At 59.6% G+C, this 26,460-nt stretch carries 16 protein-coding genes; 10 read left to right on the top strand and 6 right to left on the bottom strand.

Annotated elements, in window-relative coordinates; genetic code table 11:
- Nucleotides 1–2 precede the first annotated feature (2 nt).
- From PZA18_RS01575 to PZA18_RS01565, 3 genes are all read left to right on the top strand, one after another.
- Nucleotides 3–587, top strand: coding sequence for a YqiA/YcfP family alpha/beta fold hydrolase (locus PZA18_RS01575; RefSeq protein ID WP_284099010.1), 585 nt, complete (start codon nucleotides 3–5; stop codon nucleotides 585–587).
- A gap of 206 nt (nucleotides 588–793) precedes the next feature.
- Nucleotides 794–3,577 carry a M16 family metallopeptidase gene (locus tag PZA18_RS01570; protein ID WP_284099009.1) on the top strand — a complete coding sequence of 928 codons (2,784 nt, stop codon included), beginning with the start codon at nucleotides 794–796 and terminating at the stop codon, nucleotides 3,575–3,577.
- A 279-nt stretch (nucleotides 3,578–3,856) separates the two neighbouring features.
- Nucleotides 3,857–4,231, top strand: coding sequence for a hypothetical protein (locus PZA18_RS01565; protein WP_284099008.1), 375 nt, complete (start codon nucleotides 3,857–3,859; stop codon nucleotides 4,229–4,231).
- A gap of 198 nt (nucleotides 4,232–4,429) precedes the next feature.
- On the opposite strand, the gene PZA18_RS01560 is transcribed toward PZA18_RS01565, so the two are convergent.
- Both PZA18_RS01560 and PZA18_RS01555 read right to left on the bottom strand, forming a co-directional pair.
- Entirely contained in the window at nucleotides 4,430–5,776 is a 1,347-nt protein-coding gene (locus PZA18_RS01560) for a DUF1501 domain-containing protein (protein WP_284099007.1), read from the bottom strand.
- Nucleotides 5,777–5,779: 3 nt separating this feature from the next.
- Nucleotides 5,780–7,765, bottom strand: a complete 1,986-nt coding sequence (locus tag PZA18_RS01555; protein WP_284099006.1) for a DUF1800 domain-containing protein — start codon at nucleotides 7,763–7,765, stop codon at nucleotides 5,780–5,782.
- 312 nt (nucleotides 7,766–8,077) lie between these two features.
- Here PZA18_RS01555 and parE point away from each other — a divergent pair, with 312 nt between their 5' ends.
- Nucleotides 8,078–10,054: a DNA topoisomerase IV subunit B gene (gene parE / locus PZA18_RS01550; protein WP_284099005.1), complete on the top strand. Its 1,977-nt coding sequence runs from the start codon at nucleotides 8,078–8,080 to the stop codon at nucleotides 10,052–10,054.
- 90 nt (nucleotides 10,055–10,144) lie between these two features.
- Here parE and PZA18_RS01545 read toward each other — a convergent pair whose 3' ends face one another.
- Nucleotides 10,145–10,429 (bottom strand): hypothetical protein, encoded by a 285-nt coding sequence (locus tag PZA18_RS01545; RefSeq protein ID WP_284099004.1) that lies wholly within the window; start codon nucleotides 10,427–10,429, stop codon nucleotides 10,145–10,147.
- Between the two features lie 753 nt (nucleotides 10,430–11,182).
- Between PZA18_RS01545 and PZA18_RS01540 the strand changes: the two genes are divergently transcribed.
- Nucleotides 11,183–12,088: a hypothetical protein gene (locus PZA18_RS01540; RefSeq protein WP_284099003.1), complete on the top strand. Its 906-nt coding sequence runs from the start codon at nucleotides 11,183–11,185 to the stop codon at nucleotides 12,086–12,088.
- Between the two features lie 192 nt (nucleotides 12,089–12,280).
- The gene (locus PZA18_RS01535) at nucleotides 12,281–12,964 is read left to right on the top strand and encodes an autoinducer binding domain-containing protein (RefSeq protein ID WP_284099002.1); all 684 of its coding nucleotides are present in this window, start codon (nucleotides 12,281–12,283) and stop codon (nucleotides 12,962–12,964) included.
- Between the two features lie 106 nt (nucleotides 12,965–13,070).
- Here the strand turns inward: PZA18_RS01535 and PZA18_RS01530 are convergent, their stop codons facing one another.
- From PZA18_RS01530 to PZA18_RS01520, 3 genes are read right to left on the bottom strand one after another with little or no spacing between them, the layout of a single operon-like run.
- Entirely contained in the window at nucleotides 13,071–14,222 is a 1,152-nt protein-coding gene (locus tag PZA18_RS01530) for a response regulator (protein ID WP_284099001.1), read from the bottom strand.
- Nucleotides 14,219–15,262: an HD-GYP domain-containing protein gene (locus PZA18_RS01525; RefSeq protein WP_284099000.1), complete on the bottom strand. Its 1,044-nt coding sequence runs from the start codon at nucleotides 15,260–15,262 to the stop codon at nucleotides 14,219–14,221. Before PZA18_RS01525 ends, PZA18_RS01530 begins: the two co-directional genes overlap by 4 nt.
- Nucleotides 15,234–19,253, bottom strand: coding sequence for a PAS domain S-box protein (locus PZA18_RS01520; RefSeq protein ID WP_284098999.1), 4,020 nt, complete (start codon nucleotides 19,251–19,253; stop codon nucleotides 15,234–15,236). The genes PZA18_RS01525 and PZA18_RS01520 overlap by 29 nt, the downstream gene beginning before the upstream one ends.
- Before the next feature lie 823 nt (nucleotides 19,254–20,076).
- Between PZA18_RS01520 and parC the strand changes: the two genes are divergently transcribed.
- From parC to PZA18_RS01500, 4 genes are all read left to right on the top strand, one after another.
- Nucleotides 20,077–22,443, top strand: a complete 2,367-nt coding sequence (gene parC, locus PZA18_RS01515; RefSeq protein ID WP_284098998.1) for a DNA topoisomerase IV subunit A — start codon at nucleotides 20,077–20,079, stop codon at nucleotides 22,441–22,443.
- A gap of 747 nt (nucleotides 22,444–23,190) precedes the next feature.
- A complete protein-coding gene (locus tag PZA18_RS01510; RefSeq protein ID WP_284098997.1) occupies nucleotides 23,191–23,385 on the top strand; it encodes a hypothetical protein in 195 nt (64 codons plus the stop codon).
- Nucleotides 23,386–23,467: 82 nt separating this feature from the next.
- Nucleotides 23,468–24,556, top strand: coding sequence for a Rossmann-fold NAD(P)-binding domain-containing protein (locus tag PZA18_RS01505; protein ID WP_284098996.1), 1,089 nt, complete (start codon nucleotides 23,468–23,470; stop codon nucleotides 24,554–24,556).
- Nucleotides 24,553–26,427, top strand: a complete 1,875-nt coding sequence (locus PZA18_RS01500; protein WP_284098995.1) for an asparagine synthetase B family protein — start codon at nucleotides 24,553–24,555, stop codon at nucleotides 26,425–26,427. Before PZA18_RS01505 ends, PZA18_RS01500 begins: the two co-directional genes overlap by 4 nt.
- Nucleotides 26,428–26,460 lie beyond the last annotated feature (33 nt).

Genomic DNA, 26,460 nt, shown 5'->3' with positions numbered 1-26,460 from the left:
TCATGTACATCGTCTACCTTCACGGATTCAACAGTAGCCCGGCCTCGGTCAAGGCACGCCAGACCCAGGCTTTTCTGAACGCCCACGGGCTGGGTGACCGCTTTGTCTGCCCCACCTTGCCCGCCATGCCCGATGAAGCCGAAGCGGCCATCATCAAAGCCGTGCATGGCCTGCCCGAAGTCGGCTTTATCGGCAGCTCACTGGGCGGCTTTCACGCTACCTGGGCTGCGGAGCGATTCGGCAGCAAGGCGGTGCTGGTCAACCCCGGCGTCAAACCTCAGCACCTGTTGCGTGATTACTTGGGCTGGCAGCAGAACCTGTACAGCGGTGAACGGTATTTTCTTGATGACAGCCACGTTGCCGCCTTCGCCCGGCTGGAGCCACCCACATTCACTGCCGGGCGCTACTGGCTGATGGTGCAAACCGCCGACGAGACGCTTGATTACCGGCAGGCAGTGGATTACTACGCCGGGGCACGGCAGACCGTCGAGGCAGGCGGCAGCCATAGTTTTGAGCATTTCGAGCGCCATTTGCCCGAAATTTGCGCATTTCTGGGTTTGCCATTGCCAGTCGCGCCCACAAATTGACGATTGGCGCCCGCGAAACCGGCTTTCATCTCATGAGTGCTGCCCAGCGTATCGGGAGCGGCGTATGCTGCTGGCGCGGTTGAGCCTGAGACGCGCGGTAAAGAAGCCGTCAACAGCCGTCGAGGAAGCGGCCGGATTCCGGTGCCATGTACACCGGTGCCGGCCATTGCCATTGTTTGTCTTGAACAATAGGAAATTGGGAAGAGATGCAGATCAAACCTAGTGTTGCAGCCATCCTGGCTGCGTTTGCCCTGGCAGGATCGCCTGCCGCATTTGCCAACACCCCCGCTGCCACAACGACAGCCAGTAGCGCGTCCGTGCAGAAAGTCACCACGGTAGAAGGCATTACAGAATATCGCCTGGCCAATGGCCTGCGTGTCTTGCTGGCGCCCGATGCCTCGAAAGCCACGACGACGGTCAACCTCACCTATCTGGTGGGTTCGCGCCACGAAAACTACGGCGAAACCGGCATGGCCCACCTGCTTGAGCACATGACCTTCAAGGGCACGCCCAACCGCGGCAACATCATGCAGGAGCTGGGCAAGCGCGGCATGGATTTCAACGGCACCACTTTCTTTGATCGCACCAATTACTACGAAACCTTCGCCGCCTCTGACGACAACCTGCAGTGGGCACTCGAAATGGAAGCCGACCGCATGGTCAACAGCACCATTGCCCGCAAAGATCTCGATACTGAGTTCTCGGTGGTCCGTAATGAGCTGGAGATGAACGATAACAGCCCGAAAATGGCACTGTGGTCGCGCCTCAGCTCAGTCGCCTACGACTGGCACAACTATGGCAAGCCCACCATCGGCTCACGCAGCGATGTTGAAAACGTCAGCATCGACCGCCTGCAAGCGTTCTACCGCAAGTATTACCAGCCTGATAACGCAGTGCTGGTGGTGGCAGGCAAGTTTGATGAAGCCAAGACGCTGGCGCTGATCGAAAAGCAGTTTGGCGCCATTCCCAAGCCGAGCCGGGCACTGGAACGCACCTATACGCAGGACAGCGTGCAGGACGGCGCGCGTGAAGTAACGGTCAGCCGCGTAGGCGAAACCACTTTGCTGGGCGCGCTCTACCACACCTCGGCCGGCGCACATGCCGACGCCGCAGCCATGGCAGCGCTTTCGGAAATCCTGGCCAGCACCCCCAATGGCCGCCTCCACAAAACACTGGTCGAAGGCAAGAAAGCCTCTGGCGTGGAGTCGTGGAACGTCGCCCTGACCGAGCCAGGTTACATCCTGTTCTGGGCGGAGTTGGCCAAGACCCAGTCCAGTGCCGAAGCCCGCAAAAAGATGCTCGACGTGATCGAGAACATCAAGCAAAAACCCATCACCGAAACCGAACTGAAGCAGGCCAAAGCCAGCTTGCTCAATGGCATCGACAAAACCATCAACGACCCTCGCACGCTGGGCGTGGAACTGTCTGAAGCGATTGCCAAGGGCGACTGGCGTCTGTTCTTCCTGCAGCGCGACCAGATCGAAGCCCTGAGCGTCGCCGAGGTGCAGAAAGTTGCCGAAAACTACTTTAAAGAAAGCAACCGTACCTTTGGCCAGTTCGTCCCAACCAAGACGCCTAACCGCATCACCATGCCGGCCACGCCGGACGTGACCAAACTGGTTGCCGACTATAAAGGCCGCGCTGCTGCAGTAGAGGGCGAGAAATTCGACTCCAGCCCGACCAATATCGACCAGCGCACCCAGCGCTTCACCCTGGCCAATGGCATGAAAGTCGCCTTTACGCCCAAGAAGACACGCGGCGAAACCGTCAGTGGCGCCATTCGCCTGCAATTGGGCGAACTGGCCAGCCTGAGCGGCCAGCGCAGCTACGCCGCCGCCACCGCAGAAATGCTGAGCCGGGGGGCCGGCAAGCTGAGTCGCCAGCAACTGCAGAGCAAGTTTGACGAACTCAAGGCCAAAGTCAGCATCAGCGGCCGTGGGCAACACGTTGATGTTCAGTTCGAAACCGTGCGCAAGAATCTGCCCGAATTGCTGACCGTGCTGCGGGATGTACTACGCGCCCCCACCTTCCCGGCCACCGAGTTGGAGCAGATGAAAACCGAGCAGATCACCAGCATCCAGCGCGATAGCGTCGAGCCGCAGCCGATTGCCCTGCTGGCCTGGCATCGGCATTGGAATGACTACAAAAAGGACGACATCCGCTACACCCCGGACTTCACCGAATTGCTGGCCGAGACCAAGGCACTGAGTCTTGGCGGCGTCAAAGGCTTTTACCAGAAGTTTTACGGTGCGCAGGACGGCGAGCTGTCTCTGGTAGGCGATTTCGATGCCAAAGCCAGCGAAGACCAGATCAAGAGCCTGTTTGGTGACTGGAAGGCCAAGAACCGCTATGCGCGGATCGCCGACCCGGTCAACGAACCCAAGGCCGACAGCAAGTCGATAGAAACGCCGGATAAAGCCAACGCCTTCTACGTCGCCAGCCTGCCGATCAAGCTCAACGACCAGGCGGCCGACTACCCGGCAATGTTGCTGGTACAGGAAGTTCTGGGTGGTGGGATCAAGTCACGCCTGCTCGACCGCCTGCGTCAAAAAGACGGCATCAGCTATTACGCGGGCAGCCGGCTCCAGGTATCCAGCCATGAAACCGCCGGTACCCTGCTGCTGATTGCCATTTACGCCCCGCAAAACCTGCCCAAGCTGCAAGCCGGGGTGAAGGAAGAGCTGGAACGCTTTGTCGTCAACGGCATCAGTGCCGAGGAGCTGGCCGACGCCAAGAAGGGCCTGCTGCAGCAACGGCAGATCAGCCGCGCAGAGGACAGCACACTGGCAGCGATGCATCTTGACCAGCTCGACCGTCACCGCACCATGAAATTCACAGCAGAACTGGACGCCCGCATCGAAACGGTGACACTGGACGACGTTAACGCTGCCATCAAGAAATATATTGATCCTGCACGCTTCGCCCATGTCTACGCCGGTGACTTTGCGCAGGCCGCCAAAACCACCAAGACTGCGGCGCAGGGTCAGTAGTCACGACTCGATCTGCATCAAGTCATCCCGTCAGAAACGGCGTCCAGACTTACACTGGACGCCGTTTTTCATGGGGGAACAAGTACTTGCCAACACGCACCCGGCACACTCCGAGTTTTTACTGACAGCCCCGGAAAAACTCACTGGATCGGCCTTGCGCCAAAACCACATCCCCACTATCATCGCCTTGCATTTCATTTTTTTGAATTTGAAATGCAGATCATCCAGATTAGCTATTGATCTGGATATTTTTTAGCAACCACTATTTAAAAGAAAACAATGAATAAAATTATCCTTTCCCTTTTGTCTACCTTTGGCCTGATGACTGCCGCTCATGCAGGCTCTGTACATTGCTACACGGTAGTCACCCAGACGCTCAGCTATGGCAGCAACAGCAATACGCTGACCTTTACATACGATGACATCCTGGGCAGCGACGAAAATTACGCCGTATTGGGCTTCTTGCTCGGCATTCAGTGCAAAAACCTGGCTGAGCAGCACGGGCGTGCTTATACCAGCCCGGTTGTAGGCCCCCCCGCAAATAGCATGCACGTTTCAGCCCATGCATATATGGGGGCTGGCGATTCCGTGGAAAGCATTGTCAGAACAGGCAACTATATGGACTATGGCGTGGTATTTAATTACTCGCGATAAATGTTTCATGAAAAATTCAAAGAAAATCATCAAATTTAAATAAGACCTTAATATTTGATCAGGTTTTGTGTTTTATTTAATTTTTGCCAATAGATTCTTTGAAAAAAGCCGAATTCTTTTACAGAATCCGGCTTTTTGACATCGACGCCTGAGCTTGTCATCCAATCAGGCGGCACCCACAAGAACGACGTTCAACCTTTACAGAAACCCCAGATTCGGCGTCGCAAAGCGGGAAAGGTTGGGCAACACACTGCCGATATCCCCCAGCGCCACACCGAACCAGTTGGCCAGTGTCGCAGCGTACTGATCGACAGACGTCGTGGGAATCCAGCGCCCGGCGCCGTCGACATCGTCCGGCCCTTTCAGCTCCAGTTTCGGGAAAGTACCGTAAAAGTCGCCGCCCTTTACCGGACCGCCCATGACCAGCTGGTGATTACCCCAGGCGTGATCGGTCCCACCGCCCGAAGCAGGTTTGAGCGTGCGCGAGAAATCCGAACCGGTAAACGTCACCACCGAGTCGGAAACGCCCAGCAAGTCGGTCGCTTTTGCAAAGGCAGCCATGGCCTGCCCCAATTGCGTCAGCAGATTGGTCTGGGCATTGAGCTGGTCGCTATGGGTGTCATACCCCCCCATCGAACAGAAGAAGATCTGCCGCTTGAGGCCGGTAGCCGCCCGGTTTTCGATGATGCGAGCCACGGCATACAACTGCTTGGCAATGCTGGAATTCAGATTGGCAAAAGCTGGCGCCGCAGCCGAAGTCGTGCTGTTGATAATGGGGTTCATCAACGCGCTGTTATCAATCGCCTGCAGCATGACCGCACTGGCGGCATCGACCATCTCGTTGCCACGGTCCAGCCCCAGCAATTTGCGCACGGAGTCCAGTCGCGCTGTGCCAGCGGTGCCGGTAGTGCCAGACAGGCCGAAAGTCCCGGATGTTGGCAGCACCAGCGGTGAGCGTTGGGCGCCAATCGAGAACAGATTGGAACCGGACAGCGACATCACCATGGGTACCGCAATCCCGCCATTCAATGCATACGCCGCATCGGCAATCCGCCCCCCCCAGCCACTGCGGGCAATGCCTTGCGATTGCGAGGTCTGCCACTGGTTGGCCTGGTCGGAATGCGAGTACAGATTGGAGGGCCGCAGGCTGCGGGTGGCGTACTGCGCCTTGGTCATGGGTGCCAGCAAGGTGCCGACGTTACACAACACCGCCAGTTTTTTCTGCTGGAACAGCGGCGCCAGATCCGCCATGCCGGGATGCAGGCCGAAAGTCCGCCCACCCAGGCTGGTTGGCGCACCAATCGAGGCCAGGCTGTCCTTGGCCAGGGCCATGCCGGCACGCGCCGTGGCATAGCTGCTGTATTCGGCAGCCTCCATCGGTATGACCATATTGTTGCCGTCGTTTCCTCCGAACAGGAAGATGCAGACCAGCGCTTTGTAATCGTTGGCAGGCGCTGCCAGCGCCTCCATCCAGCGTAGCGGGCCAAAGGTTGCGGCGAGGCCAGTGGCCGCGCCCTGAAGCAATTGTCGGCGTGAAAGGGCCATGGTTTATCTCCGAACCTGGAATTGGGTAGATGTGGACACGAGGTAGACCGCAAGCCGGGTCCGGCCGATGGCATCGCTGGCGGCCACACCGTTGACGGCAGTAATGAGCTGATTACGCATATCGGTGGACATGGTGCCGTGCAACAACAGTATCGACAGGCGATCAACCAGCGCCGCCGGATCGCCGGCAAGGGTGCTGAGGCTGGTCAGATCAAGCGTGGTACCCACCGCCCCGGTCACCGAGGTATCAGGCTTGGCACCACCGCCATAGACCATGTTGTAGACAAAATTGGCCCGAGCCAGCGCGGTCGAGGTATTCAGGATGGCGTATTCAGGCCCGAGCTGACCGTTTGGCAACACATAATCCGGCGGGTAGAAGTTGAACACCGTCGGTGAATTCAACACGTTCTGACCCATTACGCTGGTCTGGGTACGCAGAGAAACCCCATCGCTGATGCCACCCAGCGCCCTCAGGAAATGCGTCGTAAACAGCACCGGCTCTTTCAGATGCCCAAAGCCCGGGTCGGTATTCATGCCGCCACGCGCTTCCGGATCGAGCAAGATGGCTTTGACCACGGCTTTCAGATCGCCACGTACCCCCGCGCCATTATTGTTGAACACAGCAGACACTCGCGACACATAGCCGGGGCTGGGGTTGCTGGTCACCAGATGCTGGATCAGTTGCTGGCCGATGAAGGGGCCGACATTCGGGTGGTTGAATACATTATCGAGAGCGGCTTCCAGATCGGCATCCGGCGTCTGGCCGGCAGGCAGCGTCACGCCATCCAGCAAGGTCTTGGCCGTCGTATCGTGGTTGGTTGCCACCACTTCCATCGGTCCGATGTAGTAAGTCGGGTTGTAGGTCTTGCGGGTCTGGCCAGCCTGGGTCGGGAAAGTCCAGCCCGTCAGCGTCAGGGCAAAACCTTTGATCACCGCTTCATCGTATGTCGGCACCGGCTTGCCAGCGGCATCCGTCTGCACAGTGCCGTCCGGATTCAGCTTCCATAAGCCAACCGAGAACAGTTGCAGCAACTCCCGCGCATAGTTTTCGTTGGCCTGCTGGCTGGCATTGGTGGGTTTGCCATTGTTGACCATGTCCAGATAACGGCCCATGGCAGGCGAGAGCGTCATCTCCTTCAGGATGGTGCGGAAATTGCCGAAAGAGTTGTTGATCAGCATGTTCTGGTACGGCGCCATTGCATAAGCCTGATTGATGGTCGCCCCCGACACCACAAGGATCTGTGACAAGGCAAACGCCACGCGTTGCCGCAACTGATCCTGCGCGGTCATCGCGTTCTGGAAGAAGCGCAATTGCAGCTGGAAAGTACTGTAGTTGTCGCGCTGGCAAATGCTGTTGCAATCGGTCGGTGCTGAAGTCGGGTAGTAAGGATAATCGCCCAGTGTTGAAGCAGGCAGGGCGAATTGCTGCTCCAGCCATGCCTTGATACCGATACGCTTTACTTCAGCAATCTGCGTGGGATTCGGGCCAAAAGTGGCTTGTTCCAGAAAACGGGCAATATCGGCATCCGCCATTGTGCTGCACGGCAACGGTGTGGTGCGCTGAGCCTTGGCAGGCACCTGATACACCGCACCGTAGGTGCCGGAACCAAACAGATCAGCCTGATCGCGACCATAGCCTACCAGCACCTGCGCACACTCCAGCCCCGAGACATTGATGCCGTTCAGAATCGGCACCGTCTGCTGCTGGATCGGGCCATTGGAAAAAGCCGGCAGCGGACCCGACGCGGGGACGACCCAGCCCTGTGGCGTCAGCATGAACACCTGATTACCAAACAGCGCCCCCACCCAGACCGAGCCATTGGCACCCAGATCAGCCGGTGCAGGATTCAGAGTCGCCGTCAGCGCCAGGTTACTGGGGTTATCTGTGGCATTGCCAATCACGCTGAACTGGTCTGCCTTGCCGGCAGCCTGTGCGCTCGTGGCAGCCAAGGCCAGCAAGGTAGTTATCCACAGCTTGCGAAGTTTCATCGTATCGTCTCCCATTGCGCCAGTCGCAGCGCTATCAGGCAAGATTATTAGCATAAGCTTATGACAAATGGGAGGCCTCTTATCCCCCGGAACCAACCGTTCACATGCCAGAAGCCTATAAATAAAGGCTTTGAGCCTGAAGCTGTTACATCTCGCAATACTTTTCTGCCGGGCATGCACGCGCTCGTCATGAACCGCCCCACTTCCCACCCATACCGGCCACCCCAACCCGGCCCGGCAATTCCTGATTACCCCGATGGCGGGCATGGCCTGTGCTAGACTGCGGACCGTTTTTGCATTCCCGAGTGAGCCATGGCGCAAGCTAATCAGTACGACGAATCCTCGGTCAAAGTCCTCAAGGGCCTGGAGCCGGTCAAGCACCGGCCCGGCATGTATACCCGCACCGAGAATCCGCTCCACATCATCCAGGAAGTCATCGACAACGCGGCCGACGAAGCCTTGGCCGGCTTTGCCAAGACGATTGCCGTCAAGGTCTGGGCCGATGGCTCGGTATCCGTGGCGGACGATGGTCGCGGCATTCCGGTAGGCATTCACCCTGAAGTGGGCAGACCGACGGTTGAAGTGGTGTTCACCCAGCTGCATGCGGGTGGCAAGTTCAACAAGAAAGATGGTGGCGCCTACAGCTTCTCCGGTGGCCTGCACGGCGTGGGGGTATCGGTCACCAACGCGCTTTCGACCCGACTCGAAGTTCGCGTCAAACGCGAGGGCACCGAGCATGCGCTGGCCTTTGCCGGCGGCGATGTGATTGAGCCGCTGGCAACCGTCAACGAAGTCGGCAAGCGCAATACCGGCACCTGGGTACGCGCCTGGCCTGACGCCAAATACTTCGACAGCCCGACCATTCCGCTGGCCGAGCTTGAGCACATCCTGCGCTCCAAGGCGGTGCTATTGCCCGGCATACGGGTAACACTCACCCTCGAAAAGCGCGATGGCAGCTGCGATGAGCGTGCCTGGCATTATCCGCAGGGGCTGGCTGGTTATCTGGACGAGATGCTGACCGGCTACACCACCGTCGTCCCGCTGTTTGCTGGCGAAAAATACATCGGCAACGACTCAGAAACCTTTGCTCCGGGCGAAGGCGCTGCCTGGGTCATCACTTGGACCGAAGAAGGCCCGGTCGCACGCGAATCCTATGTCAACCTGATCCCGACCCCGTCAGGCGGCACCCACGAGAACGGACTGAAAGATGGCGTCTTCAACGCCATCAAGAACTTCGTCGAGCTGCACAGCCTGCTGCCCAAGGGCGTCAAGCTACTGCCGGAAGACGTGTTCGCCCGCGCTTCGTTTGTGCTCTCGGCCAAAGTGCTGGACCCGCAGTTCCAAGGTCAGACCAAGGAGCGGCTATCAAGCCGCGATGCGGTACGGCTGGTGTCATCCATGCTGAAAGACCCGTTCGAGCTATGGCTGAACGAGCACACCGATTACGGCAAACGGCTGGCTGAATTGGCCATCCGGCAGGCACAGAGCCGGATGAAATCGGCGCAGAAGGTCGAGAAGAAAAAATCCTCCGGCGTAGCGGTATTACCGGGCAAGCTGACCGATTGCGCCAGCGATGAGTCGGAGCGTTGCGAGCTGTTTCTGGTGGAAGGTGACTCGGCCGGTGGCTCGGCCAAGCAGGGGCGCGACAAAGACTTTCAAGCCATCCTGCCTTTGCGGGGCAAGGTGCTCAACACCTTCGAAGTCGATCGCGACCAGATCTTCGCCAACAACGAAGTCCACGATATTGCGGTGGCCATTGGCGTCGATCCGCATGCCGCCGATAGTCCGGCTGATCTATCGGGCCTGCGTTACCACAAGATCGTGGTGATGTCGGATGCCGACGTTGACGGCTCGCATATTCAGGTACTGCTGCTGACACTGTTCTACCGGCACTTCCCCCAGCTGATCGCCCACGGCCACATCTACGTGGCCCAGCCACCGCTGTATCGGGTGGATGTTGCGGGCAGCGGCAAGAACAAGCCGCCGCGCAAAGCCTATGCGCTGGATGAGTCGGAGCTCGAAGCGATTCTCGACAAGTTGCGTTTGGAAAAGGTGCGGGAAGGCAGCTGGCAGATTTCGCGCTTCAAAGGCTTGGGCGAAATGAGTGCCGAGCAACTGTTTGAAACCACCATGAACCCGGATACCCGCCGGCTGCTGCAGGTCAAGGTAGCGCCGGACGTTGCCACCAACACGCAGGACATGATGAAAATGCTGATGGGCAAGAGCGAGGCATCCAGCCGTCGCGCCTGGCTCGAAGCACGCGGCAATTCGGTCGAAGCCGACATCTGACCGAATCCGCTCAGCACCGACGCCATCAACAACAATGGCCGGCATCACACTCAGGTGATGCCGGCCATTGTTGTTTCAAAGTCTGGTGGCTTACTGGCCCTGATCGGCCTTCAGCTGGGCTGCCACGGCGTTGTACTCGTCAATGGCAGCCTGGGCAGCATCCTGTGCCACTTTGATGGCTGCGTTCTGCTCAGAGATGAACTTGTTGATGCAGTCGCTGTATTCTTTCCAGTTTTTGTTGAAGCGGCTGGTCTGAGTGGGCGACGCCAGCTTGCCAGGGTACTCAGGCTTGGTGCAGCCGTGCTTGGCCGGCTCGGCAGCCAGAACGGAACCGGCGCAAACAGTGGCAATCAGGCTCAGAACGAATTTTTGCATGGTAGGTCTCCTCAGGTAGAAAGCCGGGCATTGTAGTACCCGGCTCTACACAACAAAAGACCGAAAGCGCGCAATGCATTACGAAAGAACGTGCCGTGAAGCCATTCGGCGTTTTACCCATTGGGGCTGACCAAACTATCTAGCCCGATAGAGCGGCCAGCTGCGTCGTGGAATGGAATCTGGTGGAACCCAACGCCTAGGCTGCCAAACTTGGGCGGAAAGTTAGTTCTTACTACTGGTTTGACTCCCGTTGCTATCGCGACAGTCATTTCTAACGGTGAAGAAGTAATCTGAGTTCAGTCGACCATCATGAGCACCTTAGGGAGTGACAAAGCTTCAAGAATTGGCGTGACCCCCTTCTCAAACTGAATCAGCAGACCTTACGCATAAAAAAGAATAGAGGGCAAAGCCTCATCAGCTGGCCAAACGCGCTCCTCCATCGTTATCCCCATCCCGCCGCCGGTGCCAGCCTGTCTGGCCCGGCTTTTTGCGTGTGCAGTCTGCCAGCCGATCAGCACACCAACAAAATATCTGATCCTGTCTTACACCAATCTACTGAAAAAGCTCCAGCCTTGGTACTTGGCTGGGTATTTCTTGACCACCCAGTTAGGCCATTGGTCGTATTAAAATCCTAACTACATTGGATGGTAAGGGTTATCCTATATTGCATTCTATGCACGGCTCAAAAACTTTCTGTTTTCAATATTTTTGACCATATGCTAGATTTTTGCCTCTTCCTGATACGAGGTGCATATGGGCCGAAACGAAGAAAATTTACCGCCCACCAGTAGTCATGAGGTACTGGTGCAGCAGGTCGAGCGGGCAGCCAAGCCGCATTTGCGGCCCACCCAGGGTGCGGCGGGTTGGTTGGCCGAGCAGCTGGGCAACCAGCCTTCCCGCTCGTCACTCTCGCGCATGCTCAGTAACCACACGCCCATTACGCTGGAAATGCTGGATCGTATTGCTGCGGCCTGCCAGTTATCGCCGACAGATGCTGTCAATCCGCAACGTGTAGGCAAGCGGATTGAGTCGGGAGTCCTGATTATTCACGGCCGTGCTTACCCTTGCCGCTTCGAGCTGGGGCCTGAGCTGCCCCCGCAGCATCTGGGCCGTCAGGATGTGCTGATTGCCCGGCGGCACAACGACAGCTGGTTTATTGGCACGCGCCAGCTTCCGCTTTTTGGTGAGTGTGACCATTCGGCTTGTTTGCTGGATGTTTCGAGCACGCCGCTACCGACGCATCATTATTCGGTGCATTTGTTCTCGTTGAATGAAGAGTGGCTGGCCAGCGCGGTTGCGGGGCTGGCTGAGTGTGGCTACGCGGTGAAGGGCCACACGTCCCACGGGTCGTTGATCGACGCCACCGGCAAGGGTTTGCATGCGCTGGTGATTGAAGGCAGCCCGCTGGTCAGTCGCGCCGCAGAGTTGTTTGTTAAGCGGGTGCGCATGCGCGTTCGTTCACATATTCCAGTTATCTATGCGGCGCTCGAACATTCAACACTGGGCGAATTTGGCCGTGCGTTGCCAGGCGGTAGTAATGAATATGCCGTCGATCTGTGCCCAGATGCGATTCAGGCCGTTCTGTCGCAGTTGCTGACCTTTGACCCGACCGCCAAGCCCTTACCGTATGCCCACTCTATGGAGGTAGCCATTAAATGAAGCTGACAACCCATCAAGTCGTAACCCTGAGTCTTGAGCAACTCGCATTGGTGGCAGGAGGGGGCAGTGAATCCGACGCCAGCGCCGTTGTGGATTCAACCAGCGGGCCATATCCCGTTGCCAAATCTGATGGACCGTACCCTGTAGCCAAAGCCGACGGGCCATATCCCGTAGCGTAAAGAGGGAGTAGGTATGACTTACAACTTCCTTGTCGATCTGGTTCAAGCAAAAAACGAGCAAGACATCCGGACGGCATTGACCAGGGTGATGGAGCACGCGGGTCTTTCGAGCTATGCGCTGGCTTATCGCTGTTCCGGGACAATGACGGTCTGGCACAATTTTCCGAATGGCTGGGATGGGGTGGGCGAGCCCGGCATGCGGGAACGCGATCCGGTTGCCCTCCGAGTACTCCAACCCAATGCGAAACCAGTCATCTGGGGTAAGCAGTTTTATGAAGAAGAGCGAGCTATTGATCATTGGGATGAATTCAGCTCGAAGGGGATTCGCTCCGGGATTGATTCGGTTGTGGCCAATCCACATGGGAACCGCCTGGTGCTAACGCTGGCGGGGGATCAGGATGATTTGCCGCGTGGCGAAGAATTGATACGCCAGCTGAATACAACGATGACAGCGGCGAGCTGCTTCAGCGCGGTGGTGCCCGGCATCGTGACGGCCGAGCAGTTTGTGGCCGATCTTTCAGTGGCGCATTTCGACCTGCTGCGCTTTCTGTTTGAGGGCCAATCGCTCGAAGCCCTGGCCCGGCGTTATCACCAAACCGAAGCTTTTATCGGCCGGCAGCTGGCCAGTCTGGCGCAGAGGGCCGGCTTTCAGCATCCGCTCTCGACGGCACTGTTCGCCATACGCGGCGCGGCATAATCGGCCAACACTCCAACCCGGAGGCTTCCCACTGCGGGTGGGGAGCCTCCATCAAACCGCCGAGGGGTAGAGACTCATCACCCGGCGCCTGGACGTCGGTCTGTTGTCATGGGGTGCTGTGATGAATGGCAACCAGCACCTCGTTGGTTTCACTCAATGAGGCTTCGATCTCGGCACTGCGGCTGAGCAGGCTGGTCATTTCTTCTGCATAGCCACTGATCAGGCGGGCAAGCCGGTCTTCCTGCTGGTCGGTCAACCCCAGCCGCACCAGCTCCTGCGTCAGTCGGTCGGATAAATCCTGCGTCAGCACCAGCGCGCTGCGCCGGACCTCCTGCGACACCGAGCGGAAGGTGTCGATACCCAGCCCCAGCGTTACCAGCGCCCGGCTGATGCCGGCCGCCTTACGATCACGATCTTCTTCGGCCAGAATCGCATCCAGCCGGTGATCGGCGCCTTCGACAATCAAGGCCAGATGGTCGCGCAGACGGCCACAGCGGTCGGCATCCTGGGTGGGCATATTGCGCAGGAACAAGGTGGTATGGCCAATATTCACCACCATGCGGCTTTGAAAAGAGAAGATCCGGTCTTGCGTTTGCATCTTGTCGAGAATCGACGATTCGAGTGGCGAGCAAGGCCCCCCTTCGAAACTGAGATCAAGATTCTGCCCACCTTCACCGCGAAACCGCACAGCGCCTTCCAGCCCGTATTCAATCGCCGGCGTCACCAGCGCCCGTGCCAGTTCGTGCACATTCTTGGCGTTCAGAAACTGTCGCATCGCAGTCAGAACGGTACCCAGCTCGCCGGCATTGGTCATGGCCAGGAAGGCCATATCGCGCAGCTGGCCCGCATCGTCGGTCAGCGAGCGACGGGTGTTGTACAGGCGCTCGGCCACCTGCACTTTGTAAGTCAGCACTTCCAGATCAACCGGCTTGCTCAGAAAATCATCGCCGCCGACGTCATACCCCCGCATCTGGGTTTCGTAGTCGGTCGAAGCGGAGATGAAAATCACCTGAACCTGATTGTGCCCATGCAGCGCCCGCAGCTGCTGACAGACGGTGAAGCCGTCGATCTCGGGCATCACTACATCCAGCAACAAGAGGTCCGGCTGGCAGTCTTCGAGCACCTGCAGCACCAGCTTGCCGGATTCAAACTGCCTGACCTTGTAGCCACTGGCGATCAACTCGTCTGAAATCAGCTCACGCTGCAGCGCGTCGTCGTCCACCACCCAGATTGAAAATCCAGAATCTTTTTCAGTCATTTTTCCCCCTCCTCCTGATGATCAGGATCACGCAAAGTATTGATGGCATCGAGCATGGCCGGCAGCTCTCTGACAAACAGATCAACCAGCTTGGGGTCAAACAGCACCCCGGCATTGCTGGTGATGAAGTCCATGGCTTTTTCCAGCGGCCAGGCCGCCTTGTAGGGTCGTGCATGGATCAGGGCATCGAAGCAATCGACAATGGAAACGATCCGTCCCGCCGCCGGAATCTCGGCACTCTGGGTGCCGACTGGATAGCCTTTGCCATCCCAGCGCTCGTGATGGTTCAGTGCAATGGTTCGCGCCATGTCGATCAAATCGCAGCGGTTCTCGCCAAGAATGGTGGCGCCAATGACGGTGTGCCGCTGCATCTGCGCCCGTTCGTCAGCATCCAGCGGTCCCGGCTTGAGCAATATCGCGTCGGCGATGCCGATCTTGCCGACATCGTGCATCGGCGCTGCCAGCTCGATCAGGGCACTGAAGCGCTCGTCGTAACCGGCGGCTTCCGCCAGCAGGCGGGCCATGCGCCCCACGCGCAGCACATGCATGCCAGTCTCGTTATCCTTGAATTCTGCGGCCCGCCCCAGGCTTTCGATGATGGCGCGCTGCGTCTCCATCAACTCGCGGGTCCGTTCGGCGACCTGCCGTTCCAGCAAGCGTTTCTGGTTGTAGAGCGCCAGGTGGGTCTGCACCCTGGCCTCCAGAATCGCAAAGCGGATCGGCTTGGTCAGGTAATCGACCGCCCCCAGAGCCAGGCCTTTGGCCTCATCCTCGACGTCGTCGAGTGCGGTAATGAAAATCACCGGAATCGACTGGGTTTCCGGCATGACTTTGAGTTTGCGGCAGACTTCGTAGCCATCCATCGCCGGCATCATCACATCCAGCAAGATCAGATCCGGCAGCGGGGGCGTTGCCGCCAGCCGCAGGGCGGTTTCGCCATTGATGGCCACCTTGATGTGGTAGCGCGGCTCCAGCCAGCCACCCAGCACTTCGATATTGTCCGGGGCATCGTCAACGATCAGCAGGGTCGGCTTGTCCATGTTCCCTCTCCTTCCTGACAGGATCCGCACACAGCTGGGCCGCCAGCTGACCAGCCCGTTCCCGGGCTTCTTCAAAGGCAAAGCGATGGACAGCCGTCGCCAGCTCCTGCGCCAGCGGGGCCAGGGGCGAGGGGGCACAACAGCTAGCCAGATCATCAACCAGCCGGCACGACGCAAAGTCGCCGCGCCGCAATGCCCCTTCCAGTTCGGCGATCAAGCGGACGGCGGATGGCTGGTCGAATGGCAACATCACCGGCCCGACCCCTGCGGGTGACGCGGGCCTGCCATCTAGCGGTGTTGCAGGCAGGCTGGCAGCAGGGTCGAAATAAGTGCGGATGCGGGTCATGGCATCAGCCAGCCCGGCCAATACGGTCTGCGTGGCCTGGTCGATGCGGGTACGGTCGGCCTGATTGCGGCACAGCGTCTCCAGCGCAAATGCGGCCGCCGTCAGCGCCTCGGCGCCAACTGTCGCCGCGCTGCCCTTGAGGGTATGCGCCTGCCGCTCCAGCGTAGGCCAGTCGCTGGCGCCCAGCGAGGTCTGCATCGCTTCCTGGTCTGCCGGCCAGCTCTTGCCGAGCATGGTCAGCAGCTTTTCATAGCGCCCCAGATCTCCCCGCAAACGGCCCAGCGCGGCATCCACATCAAAGCCCAGCACGCTACGGGCACGCTCGACCGGCGAAGTCGCCGGCAGGGCAGGCGCCACTGCCACAACCGGCTCAGCCGCCACCGGAGGCATCGGGGCCGCGGGTGGCGGGGCTTTGCGGGGTGGCAGATGGCGTGCCAGCTTGGCTTCGAGGTCGGCACTGTCTATCGGCTTGGTTACCACATCGTTCATGCCGGCTTCGGCACAGCGGGCTTTGTCTTCTTCCCTTGCATTGGCCGTCATCGCCAGAATCGGCAGGTTGACGAAGCGGGGGTCGGCCCGCAGGCGGCGGGTTGTGTCGTAACCATTGAGCCCCGGCATCTGCACATCCATGCAGATCAAGTCAAAGGTCTGCTGGTTGACCTTCTGCAGGGCCATTTCCCCATCGTCGGCCACGCTGACCTCGATGCCCAGATACGCCAGCAACTCTGAAGCCACCTGCTGGTTGAAAGGGTTGTCTTCAACCAGCAAGATCCGATAACCATGAAAATCGTGGCTTTCCGTCCGCTCGGCCGCAGCCTGCGCTACCAGCTGGCCATTGGCCAGCGGCAGCACCAGCCGTACCTGGAAGCACGATCCTTTGCCCGGCTCGCTGCTGACGCTGACTTCGCCCTGCATCAGATCGCACAGGCGTTTGACGATGGCCAGCCCCAGGCCGGTTCCGCCGTAATGCCGGGTCGTCGAGGTGTCGGCCTGAGTAAACGGGCTGAACAGTTTTTGCAGCACTTCCGGTGTCATGCCGATGCCGGTATCGCGGATTTCGATCTGCAACAGGCAATGCTCGGCCATAGCAGCCGGCTCGGACGCTACCCGAATGCTGACGCTGCCACTGCGGGTGAACTTGATGCCGTTGCCAACCAGATTGGTGACGATCTGGCTCAGGCGCAGCGGGTCGCCTATCAACGCAGGAGGCACATTGCCGACAAAATCCAGCGCAAGCCGGATGTGCTTTTCTTCGGCCCGATCGTGCAGCAGGGAGACGATATGGCGCAGGGTTTCTTCTGGCGAGAAAGGAATGGCTTCGAGCGTCAGCTTGCCGGCTCGGATCTTCGAGAAATCGAGGATCTCATTGATGATGCCCATCAAATGCTGAGCCGAAAGCCGGGCTTTGCTCACGTAATCACGGGCCTTGCTATCCAGCGGGATGCGCAGTGCCAGCTCGGTCAGACCCAGAATTCCGTTCATGGGGGTGCGGATCTCGTGGCTCATGGTCGCCAGGAATTCATCTTTGGCCACGTCGGCCGCCCGTGCGTCATCCAGCGCCTGCCGCAACTCCAGGGTGCGTGAATCGACAATGTCCTCCAGGTGGTTCTGGTAGAGCAGCAAAGACTGCTCAGTCTCTTTCTGCTCAGTCAGATCGGTGTGGGTACCGATGACCCGCAAGGCTCGACCGTCTGGCCCGCGCTCTACCACCATGCCCTGATCGAGAATCCATTTGTATCCCCCATCCTTGCAGCGCAGGCGATGCTCATGTCGATAGGTGCCAATCTTGCCGGAGAGGTGCGCTTTCAGCTCCAGCCGATACGACGCCATATCTGCGGGGTGTACACAGTCGATCCAGCTTTCGACGTTATTGCCGATCTCATTCTCTGCATAGCCGAGCATCGACTTCCAGACCCGTGACAGAAACACCTGCTGCTCGGCAATCCGCCAGTCCCAGACGCCGTGGCCCGCTGCTTCGAGCGCCATCATCCAGCGCGCCTCGTTCTCAACCAGGGTGATGCGGGCATTCTCACGTTCGGTCACATCATGCTGCAGGCCAACGTAGTGGCTGAGCTGACCCCGGTTATCAAACACCGGGGCAATGCGCAGTTCGTTCCAGTACAGGCTGCCGTTCTTGCGCCGGTTATGCAGCAGTACCGTACAAGAGGTTTTCTGGCGGATGGCGTCGCGCAAGGTTTGCAGGACATCCTGATTGTCCATGCCCTCATGCAGTAGTCGCGCATTACGACCCAGCACCTCGTTGGCGCCGTAGCCGGTAATCTGGGTGAATGCTGCGTTGACATAGATGATCGGCATGTCCGGCTCGCTGGCGTCGGCAATCAGCACGCCGGACGAGGCGCTATCGACAATTTTCTGGAACAGCTTGAGTGATTCGCTCTTGCGTCGCTCTTCGGTGATATCGGTCAGGGATACCGCAACCGCGCTGAACTTGAGGCGACCTTTGCCATCACCGGATAGTGGTTCGGTATTCACCGCCAGCCAGCGAATGGCGTCATCGCGATAGGGAATGCCGACCACGACATTGCGACCCGGCAAGCCGGTAAACAGGGTATTGAGGGCCGGGTGCAGGTGCCGGTCAAACGGTTGGCCATCTTCATTCACCGCCTGCCAGAACGGATCGGTACTACCACGGCTCTGCGATTTGGGCTGATTATCCAAGCCCAGCATTTGCCGGGCCGCCCGATTGGCCGTCACGATCTTGCCAGTACGGTCGTATAGCAGCAGGCCCTCGCTCAGCGATTCCACCAGCGAGCGATGGCGTTCTTCACTCTCGCGCATGGCGCGTTCGGCCACCACGGCATCGGTGACATCGGCCGCCATCACCGCCAGGTAGTAGGCATTACCGGCCCAGACCCGTTCAATTGACAGACGCAGATGGTGCAGCCGTCCCACCTTGTCGTGCAGCGGCCACAAGGGCCGGTCATCATCCCGGGCGCCCGAGCCGGCTTCCTCGCCCGCGCAAGGGGTACCCAGCAGGGCCGAGGCCGGCATGATCGACAATTCATCCAGCGTCTTGCCCAGCACATCCCTGGCACTCTGGTTGCAATCGACGATCAGATCACGCAAGGGGTCTATCAAAAAGAACAGGTCTTTGGCCTGATTAAGAATGCCGTGGTAGAGCGCCTCGCTCTCGCGCAGCGACTTGAACAGACGCAGCCGCGATTCCCAGTTGGCCAGCAGCAAGCCCACCGAGTCGAGCAGCAGGTTTTCCGAGAGCAGGAAAGGGCCATCGTCGCCCGCCGGACACAGCTGGCTATAGCCAACCGCCAGATAGCCAAACACTTCGCTGCCGGCAACAATATTGACCAGCCGTACATCGACCATCTGGTCCGACCAGCCATCGGACTGATAATCCACATCACCGACCACCAGCCGGACTTCTGCCAGATGCGGAAAACGATAGGCCGGCGGCAGCCACTGTGCGATGCGGCGCAAGGTATCCAGATTGCAGGATTCGGCGGCATCAACGATCTGCATGATCGAGAACAGGCACTGCAGGCTGCGAAAGCGCACCGTCAGCTCGGGCGTGACCGTACCACTGCTCCGTTCACCCAGACTGCTCGCGTCGTTGTAAGTCAACACTATGATCTCCCCGGCTTCAGCACGGTCCTGTGGCGGGCGCATGGCCCGCCAACGGCAATTTGGCTCCGGTAGCACTTTTGCCACGGCAAAAGGCCAAGAGCCCTCAGGCAGTAGAAGGGGAGTGTCAACCGTCAGAAAGCACCCATCCCGCCCGTCGCGGGGCTTGGGTTGCCCGCCACGGCAGCCAGTGCGTCAAGACACCTGATCGGCATCCCTGCCTTGCTTCGTCCACCAGGCGTTTGCAGGGCCAAGCCGCCCCCCTGGCGCTATCGCACCCCAGGGTGCTGATTGCCCAATACGCTTGCGCAGACGGTGCAGGGAACCTCCTCCCCACGACTACCGCCGACTCCGCCGCAACCGGGTAAGACCGGGCGGTCGTCAGCACTGACAGTCTGGCTCGATGGCGGCATGTCGCCACTTCTGGCTCGTTCCGCCCTCCGGCACCGGGGCGGCGGCCAGCATCGGCCTCTCTGAATTTTTCAAAATACTTCTTGTTTCAACATTTCGGTTTCAACATTTCGGGCGCAGCATGCGCCCAGCCACCACGCCAGCAGGGTTCCGCCCTGCCGGATTTGGCACCACGATCCGGCACAGCACCCCACCTCTGTTGCGAAGAAGTCCGGGGTGCAATGCAGCAAGCGCGCCCGCCTTTGGCGCGGCCAGTTACAATTACCGCAATAAGCACCGCATGCGCGGGCTTGCCGACCTTGGTGCAAGGGCTATCCTGCCTTGTTTCGGCATAGCCAAAGTCTGTGGTTTAAGCAAACCATTTCACCGCGCAAATAAATGATTCGGCGGATTTTTTCGCCAAAATCCGCCATTGGACCCAGCAGGCTGTTCACTTATGTAGGACAGCAGACAAACGATGACTGACACACCTGATCTATTAGATTTTCCCGAAGAACCTGCCGCCAGCGATGGTGGTCAGGGTGGCCGTTATGTCGTGGCTCAGCCCAGCAGCGAGCCGGATGACGGCCAATCGGTGCAACTGGGCCTCTACGCCGAGCGCAGTTACCTCGAATACGCGATGTCGGTGGTCAAATCCCGCGCGCTGCCCGAGGTGGCCGATGGCCAGAAGCCGGTTCAGCGACGTATTCTCTACGCGATGCACGAGCTGGGGCTCGACCACACCGCCAAGCCGGTCAAATCGGCCCGTATCGTTGGTGAGATCCTCGGCAAGTACCACCCGCATGGCGATGCTTCGGCCTATGACGCGATGGTGCGCATCGCTCAGGACTTCTCGCTGCGTTACCCGCTGGTCGATGGCCAGGGCAACTTCGGCAGTCGTGACGGGGACGGTGCCGCCGCAATGCGTTACACCGAGGCCCGCCTGACACCGATCGCCGATCTGTTGCTGGGTGAAATCGACCGGGGAACCGTCGATTTCGTGCCCAACTACGACGGCGCCTTCCGCGAGCCGCAAGTGCTACCGGCCCGGCTGCCGATGCTGCTGCTCAATGGCGCTTCCGGCATCGCTGTCGGCATGGCGACCGAGATCCCCTCGCACAATCTGAGTGAGGTGGCCGACGCCGCCGTCGCCCTGATCGAAAACCCCGAACTCAGCGTTGCCGAGCTGACCCAGTACATCCCCGGCCCGGACTTCCCCGGTGGCGGCCACATCATTTCACCGGCCCGCGACATCCTCGCCGCCTACGAAACCGGCCGAGGCTCGCTCAAGCTGCGTTGCCGCTGGCAGGTGGAAGACCTGGCGCGTGGCCAGTGGCAGATCATCGTCACCGAGCTGCCGCATGGCACCTCAACCCAGAAAGTGCTGGAAGAAATCGAAGACCTGAGCAATCCCAAGGTCAAGAAAGGCAAGAAAGCCCTCTCGCAGGAACAGCTGCAAACCAAACAGCTGATCCTGTCGCAACTCGACCGCGTGCGCGACGAATCGGGGCGCGACCAGGCGGTACGGCTGGTGCTCGAACCCAAATCCTCCCGCCAGAAGCCGGAAGAGCTGATCAATCTGCTGCTGGCCCATACCAGCCTGGAGACTTCCTGCTCGATCAATATGGTGGTCATCGGCCTCGACGGCCGACCGGCGCAGAAGTCGTTGAAGGGTGTGCTGGCAGACTGGGCCAGCTTCCGCTTTGACACCGTCACCCGGCGCTGCCGTTATCGGTTGGGCGAGGTCGATGACCGCATCCACATCCTGGAAGGCCGGTTGACGGTCTTTCTGAATATCGACGAGGTCATCCGCATCATCCGCCAGGCGGACGAACCCAAGCAGGAGCTGATGGCCGCGTTTGCACTGACCGAGCGCCAGGCCGACGACATCCTTGAAATCCGCTTGCGGCAGCTGGCGCGACTGGAAGGCATCAAGCTCGAACGCGAGTTGGCAGAGCTGAAGACCGAGAAAGCCGAGCTGGAGCATCTGCTGTCGAGCGAAACGGCCATGCGCCGGCTGGTGATCAAGGAAATCCAGGCCGACCGCAAGAAGTTTGGCGATGGCCGCCGTACCCTGATCGAAGAAACCGAGCGTGCGCAGATTGCGGTCGCCGTGGTGGACGAACCGCTGACGGTGATCCTGTCGCAAAAGGGCTGGATACGCAGCCGTAACGGCCACGGTCTGGACCTGCAGAATCTGAGTTTCAAGGAAGGTGACAGCCTGTTGGCGACACTCGAATGCCGCTCGGTCGATTCGGTGGCCTTGTTTGGCTCGGATGGCCGGGTCTACACCCTGTTGGCGGGCAATCTGCCGGGAGGACGTGGCGATGGCGTGCCCCTGGCCAGCTTGATCGACCTCGCCGCGAAAACCCGGATTGTGCAGATCCTCTCCGCCAAGCCGGAAACCGAGTTACTGATCGCCGGCAGCTCGGGCTACGCCTTCCTCTGCAAATTCGACAACCTGCTGTCGCGGCAGAAAGCCGGTAAAGCCTATCTCTCGCTTGAGGCGGACGAAGAGCTGTTACGCGTGGTCAGCTACACGCCCGACCCGGCCAATCTGTGCGCCTGCCTCTCCAGCAACGGCAAGCTGCATTGCTTCCCACTGGCCGAGCTGAAAACGCTGGCAGGTGGGGGGCGCGGCATGATTGCGATGGCACTGGACGATGGCGACAAGCTCGCCGCCATCACCGTTTCAGACGGCAAAACCCTGGTACTCAACGGTACCGGGCGCGGTGGCAAGCCACAGAGCCTGACGCTGGATGCCAACGACCTCGCCCCCTACATCGGCAAACGAGCCAAAAAGGGCAAGCCCATCATTGCCGGCCTGAAATTCCCAGGCTTCTAGGTTCTGTTGACGTAACCTTCCGCCCCAAACGCCCGGCCTTTGCCGGGCGTTTGGCTTTGGTGGGGAATTCTCCGAACGCCGCAGTACCCTCACGCATTTTTTTCATTTAAACATCAATAAATACAAACAAACCTGACCGTTCGAACGACCGTCTCTTCGTGGGCATGCATATGCCTTGCCTCAACCCGACGACTCGCCTAAGATCGGCCAAAAATAAGGATTTCGGCGTAATCAATTGCCTGACCCCCTTGGCCAGACGAGGAGGCTCTCACACAGGAAATCGCTTTCAAGAAGTAGAATTTCTCGCCAAAATTCGCTTAAAAAGTCAAATTTTTTGTTTATACCACGCCCTTCCCTGGGACCGTCCGCTACACTGCCCACACCCCCTCTCACCAGCCGACCCGCCTAACCCGACAGCCCGATCAGCGCGCCCCCTCCAACCAAGCCTCTGCGATCCGCCATACCAGACATGGCCAATCAGACTATATTGTTGATATATTTTTACACCATTAAAGTGAAATTTAGCCAAAAAGACTAATTCAATCGAACATAAAAAAAAGATAGTCAATATCTATTATTGCCAACTAATAAAGGCTTCAATACCATTCCGGCCGTGCTCGGAACCCCGACACAAGCAGGATACGTAGCTCTACTGTTGGACAGATGCCTAGCATTCATTCCAAAAATAGCAGTAAATTTACGTAAAATTCCTGTTCATTTACTTTCACCATTTTTTGGAGATAAGAAATGTCCGAAATCAAAGTACTGAAGCAAGAAGAACTGACCGCCGTAGCCGGTGGCCAACAAGGCGAAATCGTTGCGACGCTGCTGGGCCGCGTACGTGGCGACAACACCAAGGGTGGCAGCGCCAAGGGCGAAATCCTCTCGACCCTGCTGCGTCGCATTGACGACGAAGACACCAAGGGCGGTGGCGAGCTGTAATTAGCAGGATGAAGGCTCACAGGTCGCAAGGCCTGTGGGCCTTTTACCGATATCTGTCTGCGCCAAGTTCTGAATACCGCTTATGCCTGCAAAAAAAAGCTCACGCTTTCGCATTGCCATCATTGGCCTGGGGGATCTGGGTCAGCGGCTGGCGCTCAAGCTGGCCGACCATCCAGCGGTAGGTGAATTGCTGCTGCTGGGTCGGCAAACCGAGGCTGGCAGTGCTCTGGCCCGGTTGGTCAATGCCTGTGGTGACTGCCGTGCCCGCTTCATGGCGCTGGATGCCCTGAATGAAGATGCCGTTGCCAGCATGCTGGCGGCCGAACGGCCCGACTTGCTGGTGCAGTGTGCGTCGCTGATTTCACCCTGGCTGTTGTTCGAACGACACGACCCCTTGGCCAAGACCTTGCTGCAGGCGGGATTTGCCTTGCAGCTGCCCGCACAGCTGGCTGTTGTCCACCGCGTCATGCGTGCCTGTCGAGCGGCCGACTTCCGGGGTCCGGTCGTCAACTGCTCGTTTCCCGACGCTACCCATCCCGTATTGGCCTGTGCCGGGCTCGCGCCCACGGTCGGTGTCGGCAATGCCGGCATGATCCTGGGGCTGGTCCGCGCCACCTTGCGCGATCATGGCATCACCTGGCCGTTGCGACTGCTGGCACACCATGCGCACGTCGGCGCTGTCGCCACGGCCAACGTCGCCCGGCTCGCTGCCGAGATTCCGCCGCCCCGCTTGTTTGCCGGGGATAACGAGCTCCCCCCGGAATGGGCCTTTGCCGGACCGGCACTGCCACAAACCCGCGAACTCAACAGCCTGACCGCCGCACACGCCAGCCAGGTGATCGGCGCTCTGTTGCCGGACTCCGCCACCTTGCGCACGGCCGTGCCCGGCCCGCTGGGTCTGCCTGGGGGATGGCCGGTGATCATGGGCAATGGCGCCATCACACTCGACTTGCCCTCGCAGGTCAGCCAGGCCGAAGCGCTGGCTTACCACCAGTCGGCCGCGGTGGCCGATGGCATCGCTCGTATCGACGCCGATGGCACGGTCCATCTGACGACACACCTGCAGCAAACGGTGGCCGCCATTGCGCCCGAGCTGGCGGAACCGCTGTCGCTCGATCAGGCATTCCCCCGCTTTCTATTGCTGCAAGACCTTCTGAGACGTCCCGTATGAACCCACTTCCTACCCTCTATGGCCTGATCGGCAAGACCCGACACGGCATCGCCCGGATTCGGGATGGACTGGCCACACTGCTGCCCGCAACGTTTCCGGCGGCGGCCGATCACCGCTGGCACCAGATGCCGGAAGGGGTGGCACTGTGGAGCCCCCAGGCTGCCGTCGAAGGTCGTAGCGTATTGACCTGGGTTGGGGGGCTGTACGCCAGCCAGACCGGCCCGGCGCCGGATTTGCTGCCCACCCTGCAGCGACGCGGTAGTGCCGGTCTGCGCGATCTGGCCGGTGAATTTGCGCTGGCCCATTGGGATGGCGACAGTGGCCAGCTGCTGCTGGCGCGCGATCCGCTCGGGCAACGCCATCTGTTTATTCGCGAAGAGACTGACTGTTATCTGATCTGCTCGGCACTCGAGCCGCTGCTGGCCGACCCGGCCTTTGCTTGCGAGCTGGATTACGAATCCGCCTTCAATTACCTGAGCTTCGGCATGCCCCTGGCGGGCCGCACCCTTGCCCGCCAGATCAGCCGGCTGCCGGCAGGGCATTGCCTGAGCGGCCGCCCCGGCCAGCCTTTGCTGAGCCAGCGCTACTTCTCGCCACTGAGCCACGATCAGCAGAAGGTTGTCGATGCGCCCTACCAGCAGCAGCTGATTGCCACACTGGATGACGCCATCACGCGGCGAGTGGTCGAGGGTCGGCAAGCCCTGTTGCTGTCGGGTGGCGTCGATTCTTCGTACATTGCCGGCACCGTTGCCCGCCGTTTTGGCGGCGAGCGCTTCGATGCCTACACCATTGAATTTACCGACCCCGGCACCCACAACGAGGTCGATTTCGCGGCACTGGTAGCCAAGGAAGCCGGCATCCGCCATCAGCCAGTACCGCTTGGCGTGGCCGATGCCCTGAAGGGTCTGGAGCGCGTCCTGCAGGCGGCCGAACCTTGCAGTGCCTGGGCCGCCATCACCCACTGGCACATCCTCGGGGAAATCGGCAGCCAATCGCACCAGCATCTGCTGTCTGGCCTGGGGGCGGATGAGGTATTTGGTGGCTACAGCCGCTATCTGCGGCACTACCGGCTGCTGCGGCTGTTCGATGCCGACTGGCCACACGCCGCCCAGATCGACGCTGCCGATGCCGTGCTGTGGAACCCGCAACTGACCCGCAGCAAGCACTTTCCCGGTGTGCCGCGCTTCTTCGACGACATCGCCCTGCGGCAAGGGTTGGCCGAACCCTACCGTGGCTGGAATTTTGCGCCGTTGCTGGCGACGTTCTACCGCGAATGCCGGCAAATCAAACCCGAGGCGCATCTGTTCGAGCTGATGGTGGCGCACGAATGCCAGCACCGAATACCCGATCTGCTGTTCACCGACTTCGAGCCGATCGGGCGCGAGCTTGGCATCCGCACGGCCTATCCCTTCCTCGACCCGGCCGTGGTGCAACAAGCCTGCGCTCTGGGGGCTTCCGAACGGTTCTTTGTGGAAAACGGCCGCTGGCGCAACAAAAAAGCCCTGCGCGAAATGGCGGTTGGCCGCGTACCAGAGGCCGTACTGCGGCGCTCACCCATGTCGTACAACGCCCCGTTTGTCATCTGGATGACCGACCCAGCCTTTGGCGCCCGCGTCCGCAGCCTGTTGCACGAAAGCGGGCTGGCGCACAGTGGTCTGGTCTCGACCGCCTGGCGCAACAAGATCGACCAGACCGTGCGCAGTCTGGCCAGCCGCCGCCTGCCGGGCCAGCAAAAATTTGCCGAGCAGATGTGGGCTTTCATCACCCTGGCCGGCTGGTACGAACGCTGGGTCGAGCGCAAATTGCCAGCCAGCTTTGGCGGCGCCGCACCGACAGCGGCCCACGCCGAGGCCGGACTGGTCAAGGTTTGAGAACCGGACGCTGTTGACTGACTGGACTGACTG

Origin of the sequence: Parachitinimonas caeni, assembly GCF_030129945.1 — a bacterium.
GTDB lineage: Bacteria > Pseudomonadota > Gammaproteobacteria > Burkholderiales > Chitinimonadaceae > Parachitinimonas > Parachitinimonas caeni.
Note: the sequence above shows the minus strand (reverse complement) of the source record. Positions and strands in the feature narration are given on the sequence as shown.